This window comes from Streptomyces sp. NPDC002623, assembly GCF_053592635.1.
On sequence record NZ_JBSFWB010000003.1, the window covers coordinates 335,743 to 360,860 of the forward strand.

Annotated in this window: 16 protein-coding genes; 5 read left to right on the forward strand and 11 right to left on the reverse strand. The window is 70.4% G+C overall.

Going from position 1 to position 25,118, the window contains the following annotated elements:
* Window positions 1-58: 58 nt before the first annotated feature.
* Window positions 59-748 carry a TetR/AcrR family transcriptional regulator gene (locus tag ACWD4O_RS07245; RefSeq protein WP_451278246.1) on the forward strand — a complete coding sequence of 230 codons (690 nt, stop codon included), beginning with the start codon at window positions 59-61 and terminating at the stop codon, window positions 746-748.
* A 21-nt stretch (window positions 749-769) separates the two neighbouring features.
* Here ACWD4O_RS07245 and ACWD4O_RS07250 read toward each other — a convergent pair whose 3' ends face one another.
* The 5 genes from ACWD4O_RS07250 to ACWD4O_RS07270 form a co-directional block, all read right to left on the reverse strand.
* Window positions 770-1,132: a 5-carboxymethyl-2-hydroxymuconate Delta-isomerase gene (locus ACWD4O_RS07250; protein WP_451278248.1), complete on the reverse strand. Its 363-nt coding sequence runs from the start codon at window positions 1,130-1,132 to the stop codon at window positions 770-772.
* 13 nt (window positions 1,133-1,145) lie between these two features.
* Window positions 1,146-2,798 carry a SpoIIE family protein phosphatase gene (locus ACWD4O_RS07255; protein WP_451278250.1) on the reverse strand — a complete coding sequence of 551 codons (1,653 nt, stop codon included), beginning with the start codon at window positions 2,796-2,798 and terminating at the stop codon, window positions 1,146-1,148.
* An 85-nt stretch (window positions 2,799-2,883) separates the two neighbouring features.
* Window positions 2,884-8,304 carry a pullulanase-type alpha-1,6-glucosidase gene (pulA, locus tag ACWD4O_RS07260; RefSeq protein ID WP_451278252.1) on the reverse strand — a complete coding sequence of 1,807 codons (5,421 nt, stop codon included), beginning with the start codon at window positions 8,302-8,304 and terminating at the stop codon, window positions 2,884-2,886.
* Window positions 8,305-8,486: 182 nt separating this feature from the next.
* Complete coding sequence (locus ACWD4O_RS07265; protein ID WP_451278254.1) at window positions 8,487-9,863, reverse strand: alpha-amylase; 1,377 nt, start codon at window positions 9,861-9,863, stop codon at window positions 8,487-8,489.
* Between the two features lie 167 nt (window positions 9,864-10,030).
* Window positions 10,031-11,176, reverse strand: a complete 1,146-nt coding sequence (locus ACWD4O_RS07270) for an FHA domain-containing protein (RefSeq protein ID WP_451278256.1) — start codon at window positions 11,174-11,176, stop codon at window positions 10,031-10,033.
* A 306-nt stretch (window positions 11,177-11,482) separates the two neighbouring features.
* Here ACWD4O_RS07270 and ACWD4O_RS07275 point away from each other — a divergent pair, with 306 nt between their 5' ends.
* Window positions 11,483-13,255, forward strand: a complete 1,773-nt coding sequence (locus ACWD4O_RS07275) for a serine/threonine-protein kinase (protein WP_451278522.1) — start codon at window positions 11,483-11,485, stop codon at window positions 13,253-13,255.
* Between the two features lie 103 nt (window positions 13,256-13,358).
* Here the strand turns inward: ACWD4O_RS07275 and ACWD4O_RS07280 are convergent, their stop codons facing one another.
* From ACWD4O_RS07280 to ACWD4O_RS07295, 4 genes are all read right to left on the reverse strand, one after another.
* Window positions 13,359-15,035 (reverse strand): glycoside hydrolase family 13 protein, encoded by a 1,677-nt coding sequence (locus ACWD4O_RS07280; RefSeq protein ID WP_451278258.1) that lies wholly within the window; start codon window positions 15,033-15,035, stop codon window positions 13,359-13,361.
* Window positions 15,036-15,268: 233 nt separating this feature from the next.
* Window positions 15,269-16,180 (reverse strand): sugar ABC transporter permease, encoded by a 912-nt coding sequence (locus ACWD4O_RS07285; RefSeq protein ID WP_451278260.1) that lies wholly within the window; start codon window positions 16,178-16,180, stop codon window positions 15,269-15,271.
* 13 nt (window positions 16,181-16,193) lie between these two features.
* Window positions 16,194-17,198, reverse strand: coding sequence for a carbohydrate ABC transporter permease (locus tag ACWD4O_RS07290; RefSeq protein ID WP_451278261.1), 1,005 nt, complete (start codon window positions 17,196-17,198; stop codon window positions 16,194-16,196).
* A 189-nt stretch (window positions 17,199-17,387) separates the two neighbouring features.
* Window positions 17,388-18,662: an extracellular solute-binding protein gene (locus ACWD4O_RS07295; protein WP_450946820.1), complete on the reverse strand. Its 1,275-nt coding sequence runs from the start codon at window positions 18,660-18,662 to the stop codon at window positions 17,388-17,390.
* A gap of 401 nt (window positions 18,663-19,063) precedes the next feature.
* Between ACWD4O_RS07295 and ACWD4O_RS07300 the strand changes: the two genes are divergently transcribed.
* Both ACWD4O_RS07300 and ACWD4O_RS07305 read left to right on the forward strand, forming a co-directional pair.
* Entirely contained in the window at window positions 19,064-20,098 is a 1,035-nt protein-coding gene (locus tag ACWD4O_RS07300) for a LacI family DNA-binding transcriptional regulator (RefSeq protein WP_351914795.1), read from the forward strand.
* 131 nt (window positions 20,099-20,229) lie between these two features.
* Window positions 20,230-21,096, forward strand: coding sequence for a phosphatase PAP2 family protein (locus tag ACWD4O_RS07305; RefSeq protein ID WP_451278264.1), 867 nt, complete (start codon window positions 20,230-20,232; stop codon window positions 21,094-21,096).
* Window positions 21,097-21,179: 83 nt separating this feature from the next.
* Here the strand turns inward: ACWD4O_RS07305 and ACWD4O_RS07310 are convergent, their stop codons facing one another.
* Both ACWD4O_RS07310 and ACWD4O_RS07315 read right to left on the reverse strand, forming a co-directional pair.
* Window positions 21,180-22,754: an amidohydrolase gene (locus ACWD4O_RS07310; RefSeq protein ID WP_451278266.1), complete on the reverse strand. Its 1,575-nt coding sequence runs from the start codon at window positions 22,752-22,754 to the stop codon at window positions 21,180-21,182.
* On the reverse strand, window positions 22,751-24,304 hold the full coding sequence (locus ACWD4O_RS07315; protein WP_451278268.1) for an APC family permease: 1,554 nt from the start codon (window positions 24,302-24,304) through the stop codon (window positions 22,751-22,753). The genes ACWD4O_RS07310 and ACWD4O_RS07315 overlap by 4 nt, the downstream gene beginning before the upstream one ends.
* 188 nt (window positions 24,305-24,492) lie before the next feature.
* Between ACWD4O_RS07315 and ACWD4O_RS07320 the strand changes: the two genes are divergently transcribed.
* Window positions 24,493-25,113, forward strand: coding sequence for a TetR/AcrR family transcriptional regulator (locus ACWD4O_RS07320; protein WP_451278270.1), 621 nt, complete (start codon window positions 24,493-24,495; stop codon window positions 25,111-25,113).
* Window positions 25,114-25,118: the final 5 nt, after the last annotated feature.

The window sequence follows — 25,118 nt, forward strand, 5'->3', positions numbered from 1 at the left end:
TGAACACCTGCTCCGGTCCGGTCCGTTGGAGTCCGGATCCGATCGGTAAGGTGTTCGTATGACTACCGGGGTTCGTCGCAGAATGGGAGTCGAGGAGCGTCGGCAGCAGTTGATCGGCGTCGCCCTCGAACTGTTCGCCCAACGCTCGCCCGACGAGGTCTCGATCGACGAGATAGCCGCGGCCGCGGGTATCTCGCGCCCCCTCGTCTATCACTACTTCCCCGGCAAACTCAGCCTGTACGAGGCCGCGTTGAAGCGGGCGTCGGAGGATCTCGCGGGTCGGTTCGTCGAGCCGCGCGAGGGTCCGCTGGGCGCCCGGCTGCTGCGTGTGATGCACCGGTTCTTCGACTTCGTCGACGCGCACGGCCCGGGCTTCTCCGCGCTCATGCGCGGCGGCCCGGCGGTCGGCTCGTCGACCACCAACGCGCTCGTCGACTCCGTACGTCAGGTCGCCTACGAACAGATCCTGTCGCATCTGGATATCACCGATCCACCGCCGCGGCTGGAACTGATCGTCCGGTCCTGGATCTCGCTCGCCGAGTCGACCGCGCTGATCTGGCTGGACGGACGGCGCATCCCGCGCGAGGAGCTGGAGCTCCAGCTCGTGCACGACTTCGCCGCGCTGACGGCCGTCAGCGCGGCCTACGACGACGAGCTGCGCACCCTGCTGCGGCCCATGCTGGGCGGCGAGCCGGCCGACGGACCCTTCGGCAACCTGGTCACCCGGCTCATCGCACTGGCCTCCTGAAGCCGTCGCCTCCTGGAAAGCTCAGCTCTCGTACTTGCGGTAGGACGGGTCGAGGTCGCGGACCTCGGCGGAGGCGTGCAGCACGAACCCGTCCGCCGCCACATGCTCGCGCAGATGCTCCAGCACGGCCTCGGTCAGCTTGGTCTTCGTCTCGTCGGTGCGGCCGGCGAGCAGTCCCAGCGTGACATGGACGACCGCGTGCCCCAGTTCCTCGGGGTCGTCGTAGCCGAACGCGGTGAACTCGGCCGGCCGGAACAGGGTCTTGCACGCCTCCGGCTTGGCGGCCGCGATCTCGACCACCGAGGTGTGCAGGGCCCGCGCGAATCCGGCCCGGTCGAAGGCGGACGCCATCGTGCTCGAGTAGTCGACGGTGATCTGCGGCATGGGCACTCCTGTTCTAGGTCTCAGGGCTCACCCTAGCCGCCGCGTCCCCCTCCAGCCGCAGTGCCAGCATCGCGATGTCGTCGTCCCGGTCGTGGTCGAAGCAGGTGAGGAGCGTGTCGCACAGGGCGTCCAGGCCCGGCATCGCGCCGATGGCCGCCGCGCGGAGGTGCTCCATCGAGACCGCGAGATCGACGCCCCGGGTCTCGATCAGCCCGTCGGTGACCATGAGAAGCCGGTCGGTGGGTTCGAGGAACAGCTCGGTCGGCGCGGGGTGCGGCACGCCCAGACCGAGCAGCGGGCCGGCCGCCTTGACGTAGTCGGCGCTGCGCGTGTCCCGGACGATCAGCGGCGGGATGTGGCCCGCGTTGGCGATCCGGGTGCGCCCGGTGCCGGGGTCGATCAGGGCCAGGCAGACCGTCGCCGTGACCTCGGGATGGTAGAGCTGGAGCATCCGGTCGAGGCGTCCGGCGAGCACGGCCGGGTCGCTCTCGTCGACGCAGTAGGCGCGCAGCGCGTGCCGGATCTCGACCATCACGGTGGCCGCCTCCAGCGAGTGCCCGACGACGTCGCCGACCACGGCCAGCACCCCTTCCCCGGTGCGCAGGGCCGCGTAGAAGTCGCCGCCGATCTCCGTCTCCCGGGACGCGGGCACATAGCGGACGACGACGTCGACGCCCGGCAGCTCGGGCAGCCGGTGCGGCTGCGGCAGGAAGCTGTGCTGAAGGGTGAGGGCGACATGCCGCTCGATCTGGTACATCAGCAGCGGCTCGGCGGCGAGCACGGTGGCCTGGGCGAGCCGGGCCAGCAGGGACTCGTTCTCCGGGTCCACCCTGCGGACACCGCGGGTCGGGGTGGCCAGACACACCGCGGCCCTGCCGTCCTGGGTGGGCATCACCACCAGCCGGGCGTCGTGCTGCACACCGGGCCGGAAGAACCCGGCGGGCCACAACGGCGCGGGCACGGTGGTGATCCGCACCCCCGCCTGACCGCGGGCGAGCCGCCGCAGCAGCGCGGTCACCGTCCGATGGGCGCCCGCGTCCGGCAGCCCGAGCGAGGTGCGGCTGCGCGAGGTGCCACGGTAGAGCTCGTCGTCCGGTCCGAGAACGAAGACGGCGGCGGTGACGCCGGTGAGCCGCGCCGTGCCCTCGGCCGCCGCGTCGGCGAGCTCCTGCGGGGAACGCGCCGACTGGATGGTGACGATCGCCTCCGACAGCGACGCCAGCCGCCGCGCCGCCGCCTGGTCGTCGGCCCGCAGCCGCGCGGCCCGCACGGCCGCCCGGACCACCGCGTCGATCTCCTCGGGCTCGGCCGGCAGCGCCAGATGGGACTCGCCGCCCGCTTCCAGCCCCTGACCGAGGTCGCCCGGGGCGGCCTCGCCCGCCGAGAAGTGCACGACCGGCAGCCCGGACATGTGCGGCCGGGCCTTGAGCCGGCGGCACAGCTCGAAGCCGCTCATGTCCGCCAGCTCCACGTCGACGAGGGCCACGTCCGGCAGGGTGCCCTTGCGCAGCCGTACGTCCAGCTCGACAAGTGCCTCGTTGCCGGTGCCGACCGCGACGACCTGGTGACCGGCGCGCCGCAGCACACCGCCCAGGGCGAACCGGCCGGCCGCCGTGTGGTCCACGACCAACACGGTCAGGTCCGTCCGTCTGCTGTTGACGCTCATGTGTCAACCCTCGGACTCCCCGGTGGAGCAGACCGAGTTCTTGGCCTGCTCCACCAAGGTAATGCCCCTGTCCAGAGCGCCCCCGTCAGCGAGTCGTGCGGGCGAACACCGCCACGCTCCGGCCCGGGACGGCGAACGTGCCGGACACCGACTCGTAGGAGGAGGACCTCACGGTGGAGTCCTTCCCCGCCGCCTGCACCGGGTGCAGCCGGTATCCCGTCCCCGCGAGCGCGGAGACCGTCTGCCGCTGGGCGGTCGGCGTCGCGTTGAAGACCACGACCAGGTCACCCAGCTCCATGGTGATCACCCCGGGCGTCTCCTCCTTGCCGGACAGCGGGAAGGACAGCGCCGACTGCACCTGCGCGGCCGTCCCGAGGGAGAACGCCTTCTCCGTCGTACGGATCTTCAGCAGATCCTGGTAGGCGGCGGTGGCCGCGGTGATCTGCGGGCAGCCCACGCCCACCGTCGCGGCAGCCAACAGGGGCTTGGCGTAAGGCCACTTGGACGCGTTGTCGGCGGCCGGCGGCAGTCCCCGCCCGAAGCCGTTGCCGGCCGAGCAGTTCCAGTGGATCGCGTTGAACCAGTCGCCGCTGTCGAAGGAGTTGCGGTCGAGGGACTTGGAACGCAGCAGGTCGGTGCCGGCCTGGGACAGCGCCGGGCCCTGGGAGAGGGTCGCGGTCGCCATGGCGAGGACCTGCATCCGGGCGCGGTCGTCCGCACCGGTCGTGGCGGGCAGCTTGTACGTCAGCGCGTCGAACAGCGACTCGTTGTCGTGCGCGTCGGCGTAGGCGAGGGCGTCGCCGGGCGCTTCCGCGTATCCGGCGGGTTGGCCGTTGTAGTCGACCTCGGCGCCGGTGACCTCCTTGCCGTCGGTGTCGGTGAACGTGTACTTCGCGAGGTTGCCGCTCAGCCCGACCTTGATGACGTCCTGGTAGTGCAGCAGACGGGCCTTCTGCTCGGCCGTGCTGCCGTTGCTCTTCGAGGAGTTGGGGTCGGTGTAGAGCCCGGACGCGAAGCCCTGGACGCCGGGGTCCTCGTCGAAGGGGCCGCCGCCGCGCACCGCGTCCCGGGCCCGGTCGGAGAAGGTGGCGACACCGGTTCCGGCCATGTTCTTCTGCGTGGCCTGGACGAACCGGGCGTCGTCGGCGACCTCGCCGAAGTTCCAGCCCTCGCCGTACAGGATGATCTTCTTGCCGTCGACGCCGTCCTTGGCGAGGGTCAGCGCGTCCAGGGCCTTGCGCACGGCGAGGATGTTGGCCTTGGGGTGGTGGCCCATGAGGTCGAAGCGGAAGCCGTCGACCTTGTACTCCTTGGCCCAGGTGACGATCGAGTCGACGACCAGCTTGCCCATCATGGCGTTCTCGGGCGCCGTGTTGGAGCAGCAGGTGCTGGTGGCGACCGAGCCGTCTGCGAGCAGCCGCTGGTAGTAGCCGGGGACGACCTTGTCGAGGACGCTGGTGTCGGCCTGACCGCTCGACGTCGTGTGGTTGTAGACGACGTCCATGACGACCCGCAGGCCGTCCTCGTTCAGCGCCTTGACCATCTTGCGGAACTCGACCGTGCGCCCGGTGCCGTCGGGGTCGGTGGCGTACGAGCCCTCGGGAACCGTGTAGTGGTACGGGTCGTAGCCCCAGTTGTAGGCGTCCTTCGCGGCGGTCTTCGCGATGCACTCCTGCTGCTGGTCGGAGTCGGCCGCGTAGGAGGCGAGGTCGCAGTCGGCGGTCGCCTGGTCGGACTTCTTCTCGGGGATGGTGGCGATGTCGAAGGCGGGCAGGAGATGCACGTACGACGTGCCCGACTTCGCGAGCTCCTTCAGGTGCTGGGAGCCGTCGCTGTCCTTGTCGGTGAAGGCGAGGTAGGTGCCTGGGTCACTGGCCGTCTTGTCCGCGACGGAGAAGTCGCGGATGTGCAGCTCCTGGATCTGGGCGTCCTTGAGAGGGATGGCCTTCGGCTTGGTGTACGTCGACCAGCCGCTCGGGGCGAGGGACTTGTCGTCCAGGTCGACGACGAGGCTGCGCTCGGAGTCGGCGGTCAGGGCCACCGAGTAGGGGTCGGTGACCTTGTTGACGACGACCTTGCGGACGCTGGGCGCCCAGACCCTCACGACGTACCGGTACTCCTTGCCCCTCCACGATTTGGGGCCGGTGACGGACCAGACGCCGGTGGTGGCGTTCCGCTTCATCCTCACCGTGGAGCCGTCGAGCTCCAGCGAGACGCTCTGCGCGGTCGGCGCCCAGACGGCCAGCGTCGGACGGCCGCTCCTGTCGAACGTCGGGCCGAGGTCGGCCTTGGTCGCGGCCGGGTACAGATCGTCGAGTACGCCGGCGATCTGCACGCCGGTCGCGGCGAGCACGGCACCGTTCACGGCCCGCTGGGAGGCGACGAGCTGGCCCCCCAGGGCCTCGCGCACCCGGTCGCGGTCACGCGGGTCGACGGACCAGGCGGTGTAGTTCTTCAGGTGCGGGAACTTCTCCTTCTGGGCGTCGGTGAGGGTGGTCTTCGACAACCGGAGCCAGCGCTCGTCGTCGCTGGTCAGCGCGCCGTCCTTCGTGGCGATGGAGCCGTCGCGGCTGTACAGGAGCTGGGTGGAGACCGCGGCGTCGGAGCCGTTCCAGGCGACCGTGTCCCGGTCGATCCAGACCGCCTTGGAGGTGGTCAGGTCGAGGGCGACCGCGGAGCCCGCGGGCTGTGGGAGCAGGTACTTCTCCTGGCCGTTCACCAGCCACACCTCGTGGCCGTTGGCCGTGAGGTCGAGCGACTGGTCGCTGGGCAGGTCCTTCTCGTCGCCCTTGTGGAGGATGTAACTGAGACTGGTGGCCCCGTCGGTGAGGGGTACCTCGTAGACCGCGCCATAGGCGTCGGTCCTCACCGGCTGCAGCGGGTTCGACCAGTCGGTGGGGTTCGCGGCGCCCGTCCAGACGTGCAGGCCCCAGCCGTCGTAGTTCCCGTCGGCGCGGTGGTAGTGCAGGACGGCCTTGGTCTTGTCCTGCGCGGGATAGTCGGGCCGCTCGGTGACGACGTCCGTCTTGCCCTGCTCGATCCAGACCTCGCCGGTCTTGGTGACGTCGATCGTGCGGTCGGCGGAGACGTCCTTGTTGCCGTCCTTGTCGATGACGAGGAAGCCGACGCTGGAAGCCCCGGGCTTCAACTTGACGTAGGCGAAGGCGCCGTAGGCGTCGCGGCCGACGAAGGGGTGGCTGTCCGGCCAGTTCGTGGCCTCGCCGTCGGCGAGGTCGCCCCAGGCGTACAGGCCCCAGTTCGTGTAGTCGCCGTCGGTGCGCTTGTAGTGGACGACCGCGTAGTCGCGGGAGGAGGCGGTGGGGACCTCCTCGGCGGGCGGGGCGCCACTGACGCTTTCAGTGGTCGCACTCGCCGTACGCCTCGCCGAGTCGATGACGACCGCCTTGTAGCGCAGGGCGGTTCCGGCCGGTACGTCCTCGCCGATGATCTGCGTGACCTTGTACGGGGCGTGGTCGGCGGAGCCGAGGGTCTGCCACGTGCCGTTGCCGACCTGGGCGGCGAAGACGACCCGGTTCAGTTGTCCGCCCTCGACGTCGGCGGTGAGTTCGACGGTGCCGGTGGCTCCGGCGGCCGGGGCCTTGAGGGTGATCGTCGGCACGGCAGCGGGTGCGGCCGGCCTGCCGGCCGCCTTCAGCACGATCGCGGAGCCCGCCGGGACGGTCACGGTGATCTTCTTGTCGGCGTCGGACTTCGACGTGGCTTCGGTGCCGTAGATCCCCCGGTAGGTCATGTTCGCCGAGCCGGTCGCGAAGGTCGCCGACTTCGCCGTGTCGGCGTTGTTGAAGGCGACGACGTACTCGGTCGTGTCCTTGCCGGTCCCGTTGCGGGAGAAGGCGTAGACGCCGGCGCCGTCGGCCGCGTAGCGCTCGGTCTGGACGCCGTCGGTGAGGGCGGGGTTCGCCCTGCGGAGCTCGGCCAGCGCGGCGATCTGCCGGTACAGGGGCGCGTCGGTGTCGTACGCGTCGCTCGCGTGGGTGCGGTCGGTGCCGATCTCGTCGTCGTCGAGGTAGTCGGCGGTGCGGGAGGCGAACATCGTCTGGCGGGCGTCCTTGTCGCCGCCGGAGCCGGTGAAGCCCTGCTCGTCGCCGTAGTAGACGACCGGGTTGCCGCGGCTGAGGAACATCAGCTCGTTGGCGAGCTTGTCCTTCTTGAGCAGTTCGGCGTCGGTGGCCTTCGGGTTGTCCTGGTTCAGGAAGTAGCCGATGCGGCCCATGTCGTGGTTGCCGAGGAACGTGACCTGCTCATAGGCGTTGGCCTTGTCGGTCGTGTACTTGTAGTCGTCGCCGAAGACCGACGCGAGCTGCTGCGCGCTGCCGCCCTGGGAGGCGTACTGGCGGGCCGCCTCCTGGAAGGGGAAGTCGAGCGTGGCGTCGAGGCGGCCCTGGGTGACGTACGGAGAGGTGATCGACGTGTCGGCGGAGTAGACCTCGCCGAACATGAAGAAGTCGTCCCGGCCCTGCTTGGCCGCGTACGCGTCGAGGGCCGTCGCCCACTGGGTCCAGAACTCCATGTCGACGTGCTTCACGGTGTCGATCCGGAAGCCGTCAATGTCGAAGTCCCGCACCCACCGCTGGTAGATCCTCTCCATCCCGCTGACGACCTCGGGACGCTCGGTCCACAGGTCGTCGAGCCCGGAGAAGTCGCCCTGTTCGGAATTCTCGCCGGCGAAGGTGGAGTCACCGCGGTTGTGGTACATCGTCGGGTCGTTGAGCCACGACGGGACCTTGACGTCCGTTTTGGCGGCCGTCACGGTCGGCGTGCGCGGGAAGGAGTCGGCGTCGACGGACGGGAAGGCCTTGGTGCCGTCCGCGTAGTCGGCGTCGTCGAAGGGCTCGCCGTCCTTCGTCAGGTACGGGAACGCGCCCTTGGACAGGTAGCCGTAGGACTTCTCTTCATAGTCGACGACGTCCGCCGTGTGGTTGGTGATGACGTCGAAGAAGACCTTCATGCCCTTGGCGTGCGCCTTGGAGATCAGGGTCTCCAGGTCCTTGTTGCTGCCGAAGTGCGGGTCGACCTGGGTGAAGTCGGTGATCCAGTAGCCGTGGTAGCCGGCCGAGGCGTTGCTCCCCGTCCCCTGCACGGGCTGGTTCTTGAAGATCGGGGCCATCCAGATGGAGGTGGTGCCGAGGCCCTTGATGTAGTCGAGGCGCTGGGTCAGGCCCTTGAGGTCGCCGCCCTGGTAGAAGCCCTTGTCGGTGGGGTCGTAGCCGGTGCTCAGCCGGGAGCCCGTGAGCCCGCCGCGGTCGTTGGCGGTGCTGCCGTTGGCGAAGCGGTCCGGCATGACGAAGTAGAACTGCTCGCGGGTGTCGTCGTGCCGGGCGGGTGCGGCGGCGAGCTTCGCGTCGGACGGAGGCGGGGGCGGAGTGGCGGCGCGGGCGGCCAGGGGCTGGACGAGGGCCGCGGCGAGCGCGGCGACGGTGACGGTGGCGACCCGTCCGGCATGGGCGCTGCGGCGCGTCGGCGGCGCCGGCCATCTCGGTATCACAGGCGGGAACTCCTCGCGATTACGGCTCTGTTGGGTCCGACCCCGCGCGACCGTATCGCCGCCGCAAGGCTTACAGCAAGAGTCCTGCAACCCATGGAAAGGACTTTCAGTACGCCTCTGTGCGACCGCGCGTCGCCGGATGGGCCAACGCGCGGTCACAGGGAGGGCCGGAAGACGGTGGCTCAGCAGCTCGACTTGCCGGCGTAGATCGCCAGCGCCGTGTTCGAGCTCAGGGTGGCCGTGAACTGCCCGCTGGAGTTCACCGTCACGCTCGTGTTGTTCTGCACGTTGCAGTACGTGCCCGCGGCCAGTGACGTCTGGTACGTCCGGCTCAGGCTGCTCGACTCATGGTTGATCGCCACGTAGCCCTTCGCGCCCCGCCCGAAGGCGATCGCGTCGGCGCCGTTGTCCCACCAGTCGGTCATCGACTCGCCGCGGGTGGCGTTGCGGAAGGCGACCATGCGCAGGATCTCCGGCCAGGCGTGCTGGCACTTCCAGCCGTCCTGCCAACAGGCGGTCACCGCCCCGCTGTTGGGCGGTCCTGCGTCCGTGTCCGACCACTCGTAGCCGGAGTTGACGTCCGGCGCGCCGTAGGGGTAGGCGAGCATGAAGACGTTGGCGAGCGTGTAGTTCGCGCCGTCCTTGTAGTTGAGCGTGGAGCCGTTGCGCTCGGTGTCGTGGTTGTCGACGAACACGCCCGCGGCCGAGCTGCTCAGATACCCCCAGCCCTCGCCGTAGTTCTTCAGGTAGGCGAGGTTCTCGTTGTTGAAGACGCGCTTGAGGTCGTAGGCGTAGCGAAACTCCTGGACGTCGCCGTTGCCCGTGTACTCGGTGGGCTGGACGGCCTCGCCGGAGCCGTAGATGACCTCCTGCTTCCAGTACGCCGAGGAGTTGGTCAGCCGGGACTTGATGTTGGCCAGGTCGGCGGTGTCGATGTGCTTGGCGGCGTCGATGCGGAAGCCGTCGACGCCGAGGGTGAGGAGGTCGTTCATGTACCCGGCGATGGCCTTGCGGACGTACTCCTCGCCGGTGTCCAGGTCGGCGAGGCCGACGAGTTCGCAGTGCTGGACGTTCCAGCGGTCGGAGTAGTTGGTGACGTAGGAGGTGCAGTCGTCGAAGTCGTAGGAGGAGTACAGGCCGGGGTAGTTGTACTTCGTGTACGACGATCCACCCGTGCCCGTGCCGCTCCCGGCCGACATGTGGTTGATGACGGTGTCGACGACGACCTTCACGCCCGCCGTGTGGCAGGTGTTCACCATGCTCTGGAAGGCGGCCCGGTCGCCGAGCCGGCCCGCGATCTTGTAGCTGACCGGCTGGTACGACGTCCACCACTGCGAGCCCTGTATGTGCTCGGCGGGCGGGGAGACCTGCACGTAGCCGTAGCCGGCCGGGCCCAGCGTGTTGGTGCACTCCTTGGCGACCGAGGCGAAGTTCCACTCGAAGAGGACGGCGGTGACGTCCTTGGTGCCGGGCGGGGTGGCGGACGCGGCGGTGGGGGCCATGACGGCGGCCGCGGCGGCCAGGGCGAGGGCGCCTGAAAGGGGTCTGCTGCTTGCCATGTGGGGTGTCCTTCTCCGTTGAAGGCTCTTGCTGAAATATTTCAGCAAACTTGCGGTGACGCAGATGTTAAAGGCCCGTCGCCCGAAAGGGCAGCGGGCCGTGTGAAGTTGATGCGGAAACTTGGGCAGCGGAAATGCACGGAGGGGTACAGAGGGGTACGGAGGGGTCAGACCCGGCGGGTGGGCGCCGCCGCGGTCGGCGGGACCGGTGTCCGGGCGGCCTCGGCGCGCCAGGCGTCGGCGAGTTCGGCGGGGAAGCGCCGGCCGCTGCGGGTGAGGACGACGCCGGGGGCGAGTTCGAGTTCGTCACCGGGGCGGAACGGCCGGTCGGCGCCCGGCGGCAGCTTCTCCCAGGGGCCGGGTCCGCCCCGGCGGCCGGCGTGCCGCATCCGGGTGCCGTAGCTGCTGACGTCACGGCACAGGACCGTGCCGCCGCGCGCGGAGACGGCCACATGCCTGCGGCTGACCCGCGCGGCGATCTCCGGGGACAGCAGACTGTGCAGGGCGATGCCCTCCGGGCCGGGCAGCCGTCCGACGTACGCCTCGGAGCCCTCGTCGAGGGTGTACCGGGCCACGCAGCCGCCGTCGATGACGACCTTGAGCTGGGCGCCGGCCGGCCGCACGCCCACATCCGTGAGCGGGGTGCCGTGGAGCTCGCAGGTGGGGACGCCGCGCCGGATGCGGGGCAGCAGGACCCGGTCGCCCCGGTGGAGGTCGTAGAGCGTGCAGCGGGGTTCCGGGCAGCTCCAGGCCCGCATGATGACGTCGGTCAGCGGGGTCCGGGACGGGCCGAGGAGCCCCTGCTTCTTCAGGGCCGACAGCTCCATCCGCCGGGAGATCTCGGCCTCCGTGCGCACCCCCATGTCCATCGGCACGAGCGCGACCCTCTGGTCGGGGCGGGGTTCGGGGCGCAGAAACTGCCAGGTGTTGCCCTGGATCCACGGGTGTTCGCCGCGATGGTCGACGTACTGGTCGCCGGTGACGACCCGGGTTCCGGTCATCCGGGCCAGTTCGAGGATCCGCTCGTCGGCGTCGCCCACCTCCTCCACCAGGCCCTCGGCGACCCAGCGGCGCAGCCGGCGGACCTCGTCCGGGTCGCCGAACTCCCGGTGCCCGCCCAGCAGACTGGTGTCGGCGACCAGGTAGACGGACACGTCGGGGTCGCCGGTGAGTTCCATCAGGGCCCGCAGAACGAGCCCCAGGCGGCGCAGGGACCGGGGTCCGCGGGGGCCGATGGAGGTCTGGCGTACGACGTTGGACAGCTCGACCAGATAGTCGGCACGCTCCGCCGACGCCGCCAGATGATGTTCCATCAACGCCTCGCTGTCCGTGTTGTCCGAGCCGCCCGGTCCATCCGAGCCGCCCGGTCTGTCCGGGCTGTCCGACGGCGGAGGGCCTCACCATACGACCGCCCGCCGGGGCCGTGCCATCGGGAAAAATCCCGCCAACTCCCGTGTTTCCCCTTGATCTTCGCCGATTTTCCTTGATCTCCCCGGATGCCTCCCGCAGGCTGGGACGCCCCGGTACGATCGCGCTTCGCCGAGCGGAAGGTTGAAGTCTTGAACAGTGCTGGAACCGGTGACCCGCTGAGACCACTGGGCGACGACGACCCGCGGGAGCTGGCCGGTTACCGGCTGCTCGCCCGGATCGGCGAGGGCGGCATGGGGTCCGTCTACCTCTCCCGGACGCGCGGCAACCAGCCGGTCGCCCTGAAGGTGATCCGCCGGGACTACGCCCAGGACCAGGAGTTCCGTCGCCGCTTCGAGCAGGAGGCGACCTCCGCCCGCCGGGTGCAGGGCTACCACATCGTGCCCGTGGTCGACCACGACACCACCGGTCCCCAGCCGTGGCTGGCCACCGCCTACGTCCCCGGCCTCGCCCTGGACCAGGTGCTGACCGGGCACGGGCCGCTTCCGGTGTCCTCGGTGCTCCAGCTCACCGGTTGCGCCGCGGAGGCGCTGCACGCCGTGCACAAGGCGGGCGTGATCCACCGCGACATGAAGCCGAGCAACATCCTCATCGGCTCCGAGGGCCCCTGGATCATCGACTTCGGCATCGCGCGGGCCGCCGACGCCACCCAGCTCACCCGCAGCGGCGGTCTCATCGGCACCCCGCAGTTCATGTCGCCGGAGCATGCCAACGGCGCCGACCTCACCCCGGCGACCGACATCTTCTCGCTCGGCCTGATCGCCGCCGTCGCCGCGACCGGACGCCACCCCTACGGCGACTCCGGGGCCATCACCCTGGCCACCAAGATCGCCAACAGCGAGTTCCGTCCGCCGGACCTGACCGCGTATCCCGAGCCGCTGCGCACCGTCCTGCAACGCTGTCTGGCCGCCGACCCCACGGCCCGCCCCACACCGTCCGAACTGGCCGAACTCTGCCAGGAATTGGGCGAGCGGCAGCTGCGGGACTTCAGCGGCTGGCTGCCCGCGCCGCTTGCGGCGGACATCGCCCGCCGGGAGCAGCTCGCCCAGCAGTGGCCCGAGACCGAGCCCGCCCCCGAGCCCGGAGCGGACGCCGCGACCGTGCCGCCGGGCGCCACCGCACCCGGCGGGCACCCGCCCACCTACGTCCCCCGCCCGGACGAACCTGCCCACCACCCCCAGCCACCGCAGCAGCAGCCGGAGCCGCAGCCGCAGCCGCAGCCGCAGCCGCAGTACGCTCCGGCCCCGCCGGCGTCGCCGACCGGGTCCACCACCCCCGCCCCTCCGGGAGCACCGGCCGCCCGCCGCCGGACCTCGCTGACGGTCGGCGCCGTCGCGCTCGCCGTGGCAGTGATCGCGGCAGCCGCCTGGATCTTCACCAAGGACGACGACAAGAAATCCGAGGCCCGGGGCGGCGGCGCAACAGCGTCCTCGTCCGCGACCGGCGACTCCCAGGCCCCCGCCGACGCCCCGTCGAGCCCCTCGTCGGACAGCACCGCCCCCTCCACCGCGAGCACGCCGAGCGGCGGCGGCTACACGGTGGTCTTCAAGGACAAGCCCCTCACCCTGCGGGCGCAGTTCACCACGGGCCGCAGCTCGTACACCAACGTCGACCTGGACGCGCCGGAGATCGACACGCACGCCTCCAGCTCGACGAAGGGGGCGGAGCTGCAGTACGAGGAGTTCGGCGGCACCTACACCCTCCGCTTCGTGACGACGGTGGGCAAGAGCGCGGGCGTCACCCCCGAGCAGTGCGCCGAGGGCGCGGCGACGAACGCGCTCCCCTCCGAGCTCGCGGACGAGGGCCAGGAGAAGGAACTGACCAAGGACACGCTGCTGTGCACGGTCACCGACGAGGGCAATCTGGCGATGCTCAAGATCAAGGACGTCGTCGTCCAGGAGGACTCGGGCGGCTACAAGGCCCGTGACTACACGATGGAGTTGACGCTCTGGAAGGCGCCCTGATCACGAAGCCTCCCTGATCACGAAGGCTCCCTGATCACCCCCACGAAGGCCCGCCGCTCAGCCGAAGAGCCGGAGCGGCGGGCCCGGTGAGGGGGGACGACCGTCAGGCGGTCGTGAACCACACCGTCGTGTCCGCCGGGAGCTTGGCCTCGCCGTCGTTCGTCTCGGTCACCTCACCGCTCGCGAGCAGCACCCGCCCGTACGCCGGGGTCGTCACGGACTCCCCCGTCGTGTTGGCGACGCACACGAACTCCCCGCGCCGGAAGGCGAGTACGCCCTCCGGGGCCTTCAGCCACTCCACGGAGTCGCCGGCGCCCAGGTCGGACCGGGAGCGCCGGACGGCGAGGGCGCAGCGGTAGAGCTCCAGCGTCGAACCGGGCACGCCGGTCTGCGCCTCCACGCTCAGCTCGCCCCAGCCGGCGGGCTGCGGCAGCCAGCTGCCGCCGTCGCCGAAGCCGTACGACGAACCCTCGCGGGTCCATGGGATCGGCACCCGGCAGCCGTCGCGGAAGCCGTCCTGGCCGGCGCCGCGGAAGTACGCCGGGTCCTGGCGCACCTCGTCGGGCAGGTCGACGACGTCCGGGAGGCCGAGCTCCTCGCCCTGGTAGACGTACGCCGAGCCGGGGAGCGCCAGCATCAGCAGGGTGGCGGCGCGCGCCCGGCGCAGGCCGAGTTCGCGGTCGCCGGCGGTGCGGATCTGGGTGCCGAGGCCCGGCGGGTTGGCGAAGCGGGTGGCGTGCCGGGTCACGTCGTGGTTGGACAGCACCCAGGTGGCGGGGGCGCCGACCGGGCGCATCGACTCCAGGGTGCGGTCGATGACCTGGCGCAGCTCCTCCGCGTCCCATGCGGTGGCCAGGTACTGGAAGTTGAAGGCCTGGTGGAGTTCGTCGGGGCGGACGTAGTTCGCGGTGCGCTCGACCGTGGGGGTCCACGCCTCCGCCACGAAAATGCGCTCACCGGAGTACTCGTCGAGGATCAGCCGCCACTGGCGGTAGATCTCGTGGACGCCGTCCTGGTCGAAGAACGGCATGACATCGTTGCCCAGCAGCTTGAGTTGCTCGTGCGAGCCGAGGTCCGGGAGGCCCTCCGCCTTCACCAGCCCGTGGGCGACGTCGATACGGAAGCCGTCGACGCCCATGTCGAGCCAGAAGCGCAGGATCGAGCGGAACTCGTCGCCGACGGCCGGGTGTTCCCAGTTGAAGTCGGGCTGCTCGGGCGCGAAGAGGTGGAGGTACCAGTCTCCGTCCGCGACCCTCGTCCAGGCCGGGCCGCCGAAGATGGACTCCCAGTCGTTGGGCGGGAGTTCGCCGTTCTCGCCCTTCCCCGGGCGGAAGTGGTAGCGGTCGCGCAGCGGCGAGCCGGGGCCCTCCGCCACCGCCCGCTTGAACCACTCGTGCTGGTCGGAGGAATGGTTCGGGACGAGGTCGACGATGATCCGCAGACCCAGTTCACGGGCCTCGCGGATGAGCGCGTCGGCGTCCAGCAGGTTGCCGAACATCGGGTCGACGGCGCGGTAGTCGGCGACGTCGTAGCCGGCGTCGGCCTGCGGAGAGGCGTAGAAGGGGCTGAGCCACACGGCGTCCACGCCGAGGTCGCGCAGGTACGGCAGGCGGGAGCGTACGCCTTCCAGATCGCCCATGCCGTCGCCGTTGCTGTCGGCGAAGCTGCGCGGGTACACCTGGTAGATCACCGCGTCCCGCCACCAGTCACGGCGCTTGGCGACGGTGGCGACGGCCGAGGTGGGGGAGGGGGCCGGGGCTGCGGAGGGCTGCTGGCTCATGGCGTCCTTGGTACCTAACGGGGTCATGGGATCAGGTGAAGTAGGGGATGGGGGACGAGGCGGCCGCGGTGCTGGCGGGGTCGGATGAACACCACGACCGCCTCGAGTTCAGGGGACTGAGGAGCGCCCCATAGGGGCGCGGGGCTGTGTCGATATGCGGCTCCGCCGCGCGGGCGCGACCAGCCACGACGAAGCCGCGGACGAGCGACGGCCCCACGCGGCTCAACCGGCGGTCAGCCCTTTGTGCCGCCGGCCGTGAGCCCGGTGACGAGGTTCTTCTGCACGAGGTAGAAGAACACCGCGGCCGGTATGGCGATCAGCACGGCCGTCGCGGCCATCAGGTTGCGCTGGGCGTCATGCTCGCTGACGAACGACTGCAGACCGACCGCGAGCGTGTACTTGTCGTCGCTCAGCATGAACGTCGAAGCGAACGCGACCTCGCTGAAGGCGGTGAGGAAGTTGTAGAAGGCGGCTACCGCGAGGCCGGGCTTGGCGAGCGGGAGGATCAGCCGGAAGAAGGTGCCGAAGGGGGTGAGTCCGTCGACGCGTCCGGCCTCGTCGATCTCGAAGGGGATGGTGTCGAAGTACCCCTTGAGCAGCCAGGCGCTGTACGGGATGACCGTCGTGCAGTAGACGAGGATCAGACCGAAGTAGTTGTCGATGAGCTGCAGGTCGGACAGGATCTGGTACATCGGCACCATCAGCACGGCGACCGGGAACATCTGGGTGACCAGCAGCACCCACATGAACTTCTTGTAGCCGGGGAAGCGCATCCGGGAGACGGCGTAGCCGGTGGTGGCGGCGATGAGCACGCCGATGGCGGTCGTCCCGAGCGTGACGATGAGCGAGCTCTTCAACCAGTCGAAGAACTTGGTGTGCTCGAGGACGAACGTGTAGTTGTCGAACGTCATCTTGTCCCAGATGCCGCCCGGGTGGAGATAGTCGTCCTTGTCCGGGCCGAGGGACAGATAGACGAGCCAGCCGATCGGGAAGAGCGCGATCACGCTCGCGACGATCAGGACGGCGTGCGAGCCGATAGAGCCGGCGAGGCTGTTCTCGCCGCGTCGCCGGACCCGGCGCGGGGCCTTCGGGCGGCTCTGCTCTCCGGCGACCCGGGCGGAGGTCTCTGCTGTGGTGCTGCTCATGGGAACTCCTGCCTCAGATCGCGAGCTGCTGCTCGTTGCGGTTCAGCCAGCGGCGGTAGAACGAGGTGAAGACGATCAGGATGGCCAGCAGCAGGATGCCGTACGCGGCCGACTGGGCGAAGTCACGCGGCTGTTGTCCGAAGCCGAGGTAGTACGCCCAGGTGACGAGGATCTGCGCGTCCGGGGCGGTGTTGCCGAACAGCAGGAAGATCACCGCGAACTGGTTGAACGTCCAGATGATGCCCAGCAGGACGACGGTGGAGCTGACCGACCTCAGGCCCGGCAGGGTGACGTAGCGGAAGCGCTGCCAGGCGCTCGCTCCGTCCATCTCGGCGGCCTCGTAGAGGGAGCCGTCGATCGCCTGCAGGCCGCCGAGCAGCGAGATCATCATGAACGGCACACCGCACCAGGTGTTGACCATGATCGCGGCGAACCGCTGCCAGAAGGTGTCCTCCAGCCAGAGCGGCGCGGGCAGATGGAGGAAGTCGAGCGCGGAGTTGATGATGCCGCCGTCCGCGAGCATGAAACGCCAGCCGAAGACGGTGACGAACGTGGGCACCGCCCACGGGAGCACCAGGATCAGCCGGTACAGGGTGCGCCCGCGCAGCTTCTGGTTGAGGAGGAGGGCGAGGCCGAGGCCGATGCCGTAGTGCAGGGCGACACAGGTCGCCGTCCACACGATCGTCCAGAGGAAGTGCGACCAGAAGCGGTCGTACGCGGTCGGGCCCCACAGGATGTCGGCGTAGTTGTCGAGGCCGATGAACTTGTAGGTGGCGTCGATGTGGTTGACGCCGATCGTGCGCGCGGTGTTGAGGCTGTTGGCGTCGGTGAGGGTGAGGTAGAGGCCGTACGCCAGGGGGTAGAGCACGAGGACCCCGAGGACGACCGCCACCGGGGCGATCATGACGTAGGCGTACCAGTGTTTCTGATAGCCGCGCTTCAGGCGTCCGGCGCGGCCGGGCCCTGGCTCACGGTCACCGCGGCGCTTGCCGGTCGCGCGGTCGATGGCGACTGTCATGGTTCGACAACCCTCTCGAGGCTCTGCAGTTCAACGGGGTGCACGGGCGGGGTGCACGACGGGGTACGGCGGGGGTGGACGGCCGTGGTGCACGGCCGGGGTGTGTACGGCCGGGGTGTACGGCGTACAGGCCGGTGGCCGCCGGATCTCTCCCCCCATGAAGTGGGAGATCCGGCGGCCACGCGGGGCTTACTTACTGAAGTCCGGCACCAGCTTGGCGATGGCGAGCTCAGCGTTGCTCAGGCCCTTGTCGAGGCTCTCCTTGCCGCCCGCGATCTTGGGCAGTTCGGTGTCCAGCGGGCCCCAGAGCGAGCTGTACTCCGGCAGCGCCGGGCGCGGCTGGGCGGCGGACAGAACGGTCTGGTAGCCGGCGATGCCCGGGTCGGCCTTGACGGCGGCGGTGTAGGCGTCGTCGCGCGTCGGCAGCGTGGAGTTCTTCTGCGCGATGGTCGCCTGCGAGGTCGCGGAGGTCATGAAGTTGACGAACTTCAGCGCGGCGGCCTGGTGGGCCTTGTCGGAGCCGGCGTAGACCGAGAGGTTGTGGCCGCCGGTCGGGGCGCCCGCCTTGCCGGTGGAGCCGGCCGGGACGGTGGCGATGCCGAGGTTGGCCTTGTCCGTGAAGGCGCTGCCCTTGTAGAAGTTCGTGATCTCCCACGGGCCCTGGACGATCGCGGCGACCTTGCCGTTGACGAACGCGTCCTGGATGTGGGCGTAGGCGTCGGCGGTGGTGTCGGCCTTGTGCAGGCCCTTGCCGTCGAAGAGGCCGAGCCAGGTGCCGTACGCCTTCTTCGCCTCCGCCGAGTTCACGGTGATCTTCTTGGCGTCGGCGTCGACGGTGTCGGTGCCCTCGCCGTAGAGGAAGGACTGGGCGTAGTAGGCCTGGGTGGAGCCCCAGTAGCCGTCGACGCCGGTCTTGTCCTTGATGGTGGCGGCGGCGGTCTTCAGGTCGTCCCAGGTCTTGGGGGCCTCGGTGATGCCGGCCTTGGTGAAGAGGGCCTTGTTGTAGACCAGCGCGAGCGTGTCGGTGACGATCGGCACGCCGTACGTCTTGCCCTCGTACTTGGCCTGCTCGATCAGGTTCGACTTGAACTTGGCCTGGTCCTTGAGGGCGTCGGTGCCGTCCAGCGGCAGGAAGTAGCCCTTCTTGGCGAAGGCGGGGGTCCAGCCGACCTCGGAGCGCAGCACGTCCGGGGCGCCGGACGCGCCGGCGGCGGTGTCGAACTTGTTCTGCGCCTGGTCGAAGGGCACGTTGACGTACTTGACCTTGACGTCCTTGTTGGCGGCCTCGAACTGCTTGACCAGGGCCTGGTACGTCGGCGCCTCATTGGTGGCGTTGGAGGTGTCCCACCAGGTGATGGTGACCGGCCCGGACGAGTTGTCGCTGCCGCTGTCGTCCCCGCCGCAGGCCGTCGCCGCGAGGGCGAAGGACGCCACCAGCGCGGTGGCCGCTATGCCACGCCGCATGAGTTTCTCCTTGAGGGTGAGAGCCCGTTCAGCTACCGGAGGCGGTCCCGTCCGCCGCCCTGCCGACTCCGACCGCGCCGTTGCTGCCGTCGGGCGACGTGAACGTAACAGCGATGTAAGCGGCACGAAAGACCTTGCAGAAAAAAAGTGCAAGAGGCCTCCGAAGTTATCCGCACGTGACCCCTGCGTGACCTCCCCTCGACCGCCGTGAGACCGTAGTTGACGCGGTTGAGCGGCCTCACGACAGGGCACACGGCTGCTGTGCAAGACTCTGCAAGCTCTTGCCATCACTTTCACGAGGGAGCTCGATGACGCAGCAGCCCGGCGCGGGTCGTTCACCAGGCCGTCCGCGGCGTCCCATCGGTGTGCAAGCCGGCACCCGACCGGTACAGTCCACCCCTGTGACCACACGGCTTGCCGACATCGCTGCTCAGGCGGGGGTGAGCGAAGCGACCGTCAGCCGCGTCCTCAACGGCAAGCCTGGCGTCGCCGCCACCACCCGTCAGTCCGTGCTCGCCGCTCTGGACGTCCTGGGCTACGAGCGCCCGGTCCGGTTGCGTCAGCGCAGCGCGGGTCTGGTCGGCCTGATCACGCCGGAGCTGGAGAACCCGATATTCCCGGCCCTGGCCCAGGTCATCGGCCAGGCGCTGACCCGCCAGGGCTACACCCCGGTGCTCGCCACCCAGACCCCGGGCGGCTCAACGGAGGACGAGCTGACCGAGATGCTGGTCGACCGCGGGGTGGCCGGCATCATCTACGTCTCCGGGCTGCACGCGGACACCACGGCCGACATGCAGCGCTACGAGCAGCTGCGCGCGCAGGGCGTGCCCTTCGTCCTGGTGGACGGCTTCTCCCCGAAGGTCCAGGCGCCGTTCATCTCCCCCGACGACCGGGCGGCGATGACCCTGGCGGTCACCCACCTCGTCTCGCTCGGCCACACCCGGGTCGGGCTGGCCCTCGGCCCGAAGCGGTTCGTGCCGGTCCAGCGCAAGATCGAGGGCTTCGTACGGGCGATGCAGGAGCAGCTGCGGCTGAGCCCGGAGACGATCGAGACCGAGCTGGTCCAGCACTCCCTCTACACCCTGGAGGGCGGCCAGGCGGCGACCACGGCCCTGATCGACCGGGGCTGCACGGCCGTCGTCTGCGCGAGCGACATGATGGCCCTCGGCGCGATACGGGCGGCCCGCCAGCGCGGCCTCGCGGTCCCCCGGGACGTCTCGGTGGTCGGCTTCGACGACTCCCCGCTGATCGCCTTCACCGACCCGCCGCTGACGACCGTCCGCAAGCCGGTCCCGGCGATGGGCCAGGCCGCCGTCCGCACTCTCCTGGAGGAGATCGGCGGGACGCCTGCACCCCACAGCGAGTTCGTGTTCATGCCGGAACTGGTGGTGCGCGGTTCGACCGCTTCGGCCCCCGGGGACCGGAATCGTCCGTAAGGCGGAGACCTCAGGGTCTCCCCCAGTGCGTCAGTAGCAGACGAAGGCGTCCTCCCGCCGTAGAACGTGCGGGGCGAACCCGACCGAGGGATGATCGGGCGGAGGGGGCTTTTCTGGCAGACTTTATGTCCATGGGTGAATCGACTGTGACGCCACTGGAAGGCCGTGACCAGGCCGTTCCGCAGCCTGTCACGGCCGGGACCCGGCGCCGCCGGCTGGACCGCCTGCGCACCCCCCGCCGCCCCCGCCTCTGGTTCGAGATCCTGCTCGTCGCGGTGAGTTACTGGACGTACTCACTGGTGCGCAACGCGGTCCCGGAGCAACGGGCCGAGGCACTGCGCAACGCGGACTGGATCTGGCGGATGGAGCACCACCTCGGCCTGGCCGTGGAGGAGTCGGTCAACCACGCGGTGAACTCGGTGACCTGGCTCATCGTGGGCATGAACTACTACTACGCGACCCTGCACTTCATCGTCACCCTGACCGTCCTGGTCTGGCTCTACCGCAGCCATCCGGGCCGCTACGCGGCGACGCGCCTCGTGCTCTTCGCCACCACGGCGGTGGCCCTGGTGGGCTACTACCTGTATCCGCTGGCGCCGCCGCGCCTGATGCCGGGCGGCGACTTCGTCGACACGGTGATGGTCCACCAGACGTGGGGCTCGATGGCCTCCGGCGACCTCAAACACATGTCGAACCAGTACGCGGCGATGCCGTCCATGCACATCGGCTGGTCCCTGTGGTGCGGTCTGACGATCTTCGCGCTCGCGTCGGTCCCGTGGGTACGGGTCCTGGGCCTGCTGTACCCGGCGGCGACCCTGGTGGTCATCGTCGCCACCGCCAACCACTTCTGGCTGGACGCGGTCGGCGGCGTCGTCTGCCTGGCCTTCGGCTTCACGGTGGCCCGCGTCTGGTACGGAGCGCTGCCGTACTCCCTGCCACGGCCGGCCCCGCCGAGGACGAAGCGGCGGGGCAGGCCGCTGTTGCCCACCAAGGCGTGAGCCTCGGCCGTCCCGCGATGCACTCAGCCGTCCCGCGATGCGCTCAGCCGTCCCCCGATGCGCTCAGCCGTCCCGCGATGCGCTCAGCAGTCCCCGCGATGCGCCACCCGCCCTCCGGTCACCGTCAGCAGCACCGGCGCCTGCGCCAGCTCGTCCGCCGGGGCCTCGACCGGGTCCAGTCCCAGCACCGTGAGATCGGCGCGCAGACCGACGGCGATACGTCCCGCCGAGTCGTCCTCCCCCGCGGCCCGGGCGGCGTGCGTGGTGCACCCCTCCAGAGCCTCCATTCCCGTGAGCCCCGCCCGTGCCGAAGCCGCACCGCGCGGCGCCCGCGCGTCGGCCAGCACACCGCGTACGTCATAGGGGGCGATGGGCCAGTCCGAGCCCAGGGCGACCGTCGCGCCGGCGTCCCGCAGATCCCGTAGCCGCCAGGCGCGCCCGGCCCGGTCGGCGCCGAGCCGACGGGACCACTCGTCGGTGCCGTCGGCCCGTGTGTAGGCGGTGTGCGGCGGCTGCATGGACGCCGCCACCCCCAGCTCGGCGAACCGCGGCAGCAGAGCGTCGGGCACGCTCTCGAGGTGCTCGACCCGATGCCGCCCCCGGGCCCTCTCCCCCAGCCCGGCCACCACATCGAGCACATGCCGCACGGCCGCGTCCCCGATGGCATGGGTGACGGTACGCACGCCGTCCGCGTGCAGCGACCGCACCGCCTCGGCATAGGCCCCGGGATCCGGCCAGAAGGCGGCGGTCCCCTGTCCATGGCAGTCGGCATGCTCCAGCCACGCGGTCCCTCCCTCCACGGTCCCGTCCATGAAGAACTTCACCCCGTCGACGACCCAGTGCCGTCCGCCCCGCCCCTGCCGCGCGACCAGCTCCCGCAGCCCGGCCTCGTCCACGCCCGGCATGCACCAGGGCGCGAACCGCAGCCGCACCGGCAGCACGGTCTCCCGGGCCACCTCCGCGACCAGCTCCGGATCCCCCGCGTCCATGACGTGCGCCCCGGTCAGCCCGGTGGCCGCCATCGCGGAGAGCAGCGAGACGAGCCGCTCCCGCCGGGCGGCGTACGAGGGCCGGGGCGCGACCGCCGCCACCAGCTCCATGGCGGCGTGCTCGACGAGATGCCCGGTGGGCCGCCCGGCGCCGTCGCAGACCACCTCCGACCGCTGGGCGAAGACGCGCGCCCCGGTCACGCCCGCCGCGGCGAGCGCCGCGCCGTCGGCGAGCGCGGAGTGCCCGTCGTACAGCCGCAGAAAGGCCGGCGCGCCGCCGAGGACGTCCTCCACGAGCGCCCGGTCTACGGCCCGCCCCTCGAACGCGTTGTGATCGAGCCCGAACCCGACCACCCACCCGTCGATCCGCTCGGCGCCCGCCAGGGCCTGCCGCAGCCCCGCCAGATCGGCCACCCCCGACAGATCCACGCCGGTCGCCATGTCCAGCCCCCACACGGGGTGGCTGTGCGCGTCGACGAGCCCGGGCACGAGGTGGGCGCCCGCCAGGGGCACGACCTCGGTGCCCGGCCCGCGCCAGTCGCGTACGTCGCTCTCGTCGCCGACGGCCGCGATGACCCCGTCGCGCACGGCGACGGCGGTGGCGTACGGCCGGGCGGGGTCGAGAGTGCGCACCTTGGCGCCGGCGAGGATCAGGTCGGGGACGGTCACGAGGTGAACTCCTCTGCGGGCTCGGCCGGCTCGGCAGGTTCTACGGGTTCTACGGCTTCGGCGGGCTCGGCGGGCTCGGCCGGCTCTACGGGTTCTACGGCTTCGGCGGGCTCGGCGGCGAAGTTCGCGTACACGAGGGGCCGCTCGCGGCGCAGCCACCAGGCCAGGCCGAGGCCCGCGACGAAGACGGCGGGCGCCAGGGCGATCAGCAGGGTGTTCACGGCGTCGGAAGCCCCGGTGAACAGGTCGATATGGGTGACCACGAGCCCTATCGCACCGGCCAGCAGCACGGCGGCGACGACGGGGGCGACCACCGTCCGCAGCACGCCCTCCTGGTGCGACACCCGCCGGAAGTAGCAGGGCACGGCGATCGCGGCGAGCAGTTGGAGCACGAACAGCCCGATCATGCCCGGGGTGTTGACCCACAGCAGGAGCTGTCCGTAGGGATCGGCCCCCGCCGCCCAGAACCCGAGCACGACCACCGCGCCGAGGACGGTCTGCGCGAGCCCGGCCGCATACGGCGACCGGTGCCGCGGATGGACCCGTCCCAGCGCCCTGGGCAGCACCCCCTCCTCCGCGAGGGCGAGGGTGTACCGGTTGATGGCGTTGTGAAAGGCGAGCAGCGAAGCGAGAACGCTGGTGACGATGAAGACGTGCATCAGGTCGGCCGCCCAGCCCCCGACGTAGGTCGTGATGGCGGAGAAGAAGAGCCCACCGGGATCCTTGGCGGCCGCCGCGATCACACCGGCGTCCCCGAAGGCCTGGATGACGATCCAGACGACGAAGGCGTAGAAGAGCCCGAGGAACCCGATGGCCGCGTAGGTGGCGCGGGGCACCGTCCGCCCCGGGTCACGGGCCTCGCGCCGGTAGATGACGGTCGACTCGAACCCGGTGAAGGCGGCGAAGGCGAAGGCGAGCACGACGCCCGTGCCGGACACCAGCACGTTGTCCGGCGCGAAGGACGCCCCGGACAACCCGTGCGCACCCCCCTTGACCAGCACGCCGGCCGCGAGCAGCAGCAGGATCCCGGTCTCGGCGACGAGCAGGACGCCCAGCACCTTGGCGCCGAAGTCGATAGATCGATAACCGCCGTACCAGATGACGCCCAGCCCCACCAGCGCGATGGGCAGCCAGGGAACATCGGCGCCGAACAGAGCCTGGAAGGTGTCGCGCCCGGCGGACCCCAGCAGCCCGTAGACGCCGATCTCCATGCCGACGTAGCCGATCAGCGCGAGCAGGGCGGCGCCGATGCCCACCGGCCGGCCGAGGCCGCGGGTGATGTACGCGTAGAAGGCGCCGCCGCTCTTCACATGCCGGCTCATGGTGGTGAAGCCGACGGCGAAGACGGCGAGGGTGAGGCCGGCGATGAGGTATCCGGCGGGGGCGCCGATGCCGCCGAGCAGGATGGCGAGCGGGGCGACGCCGGCCATGACGGTGAGCGGGGCGGCGGCGGAGACGACGAAGAAGGCGATGTCGGCGGTGCCGAGCGAACCGGAGCGGAGGGTCGCCGCGGCGGGCGGCGTTCTCTGCTCACGGGCGGTGTCGGACATGGGGAAGCCCTTCGAGCGCGGCGGGAATGGAGGTTTCCGGGCGTGCGGGATGGCCGGCGTTCCCCGGGGCGGACGAAGCACTGCGACCGCCCCGGGCCCGTAAATCTAAAGGCTTTCGGTTTCGGCAATGTAGCCTCCTCCTGGGCATCCGGGAAGCCCTTCTCAGACTTCAGGGGGAGACCGCACACATGGGACGGCCGCGCACACCGCTCCTCGACCGCGAGCGCATCACCACGACCGCGCTGCAACTCGTCGACGAGCAGGGCGACTTCAGCGTCCCGCAGATCGCGAAGCGGCTGGGCGTCCAGACCGGCTCGGTCTACCACCACGTGGACGGCCGGGACGGCATAATCGAACTACTGCGCGAACGAGTGGCGTCCGCGATCGACCCGAAGACCCTGGACGCCACCGCACCCTGGGACACGGCCCTGGAAGCCTGGGCCCGCTCCTACCGGGCCGCGTTCGCCGCCCACCCCAGGGCCATCCCGCTCCTCATGACCTCACCCGTACGAGCCCCCCGGGTCCTGGAACAGTACGAACGCGCGGTGACCCTGCTGCTGGAGGCAGGCTTCGCACCCCGCGCGGTGATGCCCCTGCTCATCGCGCTCGAGAACCTGATCCTGGGCTCGGCCCTGGACCTGGCGGCCCCCGAGACGATGTGGGAACTGACGGACGACGCCCCCACCCCCCACCTGGCCGAGGCCCTGGCAGCGGTGCCGGAGGGCAGAGCGGACCAGGCGTTCGAAGTGGCCCTGAGGGCCGTCATGACCCAGGCAAGAACGGAACGCGAGCACCCCACACAGGCTTGACGACG

Coding starts and splice junctions, on each gene's coding strand:
- ACWD4O_RS07245 (WP_451278246.1), top strand. CDS start 59: ATGACTACCGGGGTTCGTCGCAGAATGGGAGTCGAGGAGCGTCGGCAG.
- ACWD4O_RS07250 (WP_451278248.1), bottom strand. CDS start 1,132: ATGCCGCAGATCACCGTCGACTACTCGAGCACGATGGCGTCCGCCTTC.
- ACWD4O_RS07255 (WP_451278250.1), bottom strand. CDS start 2,798: ATGAGCGTCAACAGCAGACGGACGGACCTGACCGTGTTGGTCGTGGAC.
- ACWD4O_RS07265 (WP_451278254.1), bottom strand. CDS start 9,863: ATGGCAAGCAGCAGACCCCTTTCAGGCGCCCTCGCCCTGGCCGCCGCG.
- ACWD4O_RS07270 (WP_451278256.1), bottom strand. CDS start 11,176: ATGGAACATCATCTGGCGGCGTCGGCGGAGCGTGCCGACTATCTGGTC.
- ACWD4O_RS07280 (WP_451278258.1), bottom strand. CDS start 15,035: ATGAGCCAGCAGCCCTCCGCAGCCCCGGCCCCCTCCCCCACCTCGGCC.
- ACWD4O_RS07285 (WP_451278260.1), bottom strand. CDS start 16,180: ATGAGCAGCACCACAGCAGAGACCTCCGCCCGGGTCGCCGGAGAGCAG.
- ACWD4O_RS07290 (WP_451278261.1), bottom strand. CDS start 17,198: ATGACAGTCGCCATCGACCGCGCGACCGGCAAGCGCCGCGGTGACCGT.
- ACWD4O_RS07295 (WP_450946820.1), bottom strand. CDS start 18,662: ATGCGGCGTGGCATAGCGGCCACCGCGCTGGTGGCGTCCTTCGCCCTC.
- ACWD4O_RS07305 (WP_451278264.1), top strand. CDS start 20,230: ATGGGTGAATCGACTGTGACGCCACTGGAAGGCCGTGACCAGGCCGTT.
- ACWD4O_RS07315 (WP_451278268.1), bottom strand. CDS start 24,304: ATGTCCGACACCGCCCGTGAGCAGAGAACGCCGCCCGCCGCGGCGACC.
- ACWD4O_RS07320 (WP_451278270.1), top strand. CDS start 24,493: ATGGGACGGCCGCGCACACCGCTCCTCGACCGCGAGCGCATCACCACG.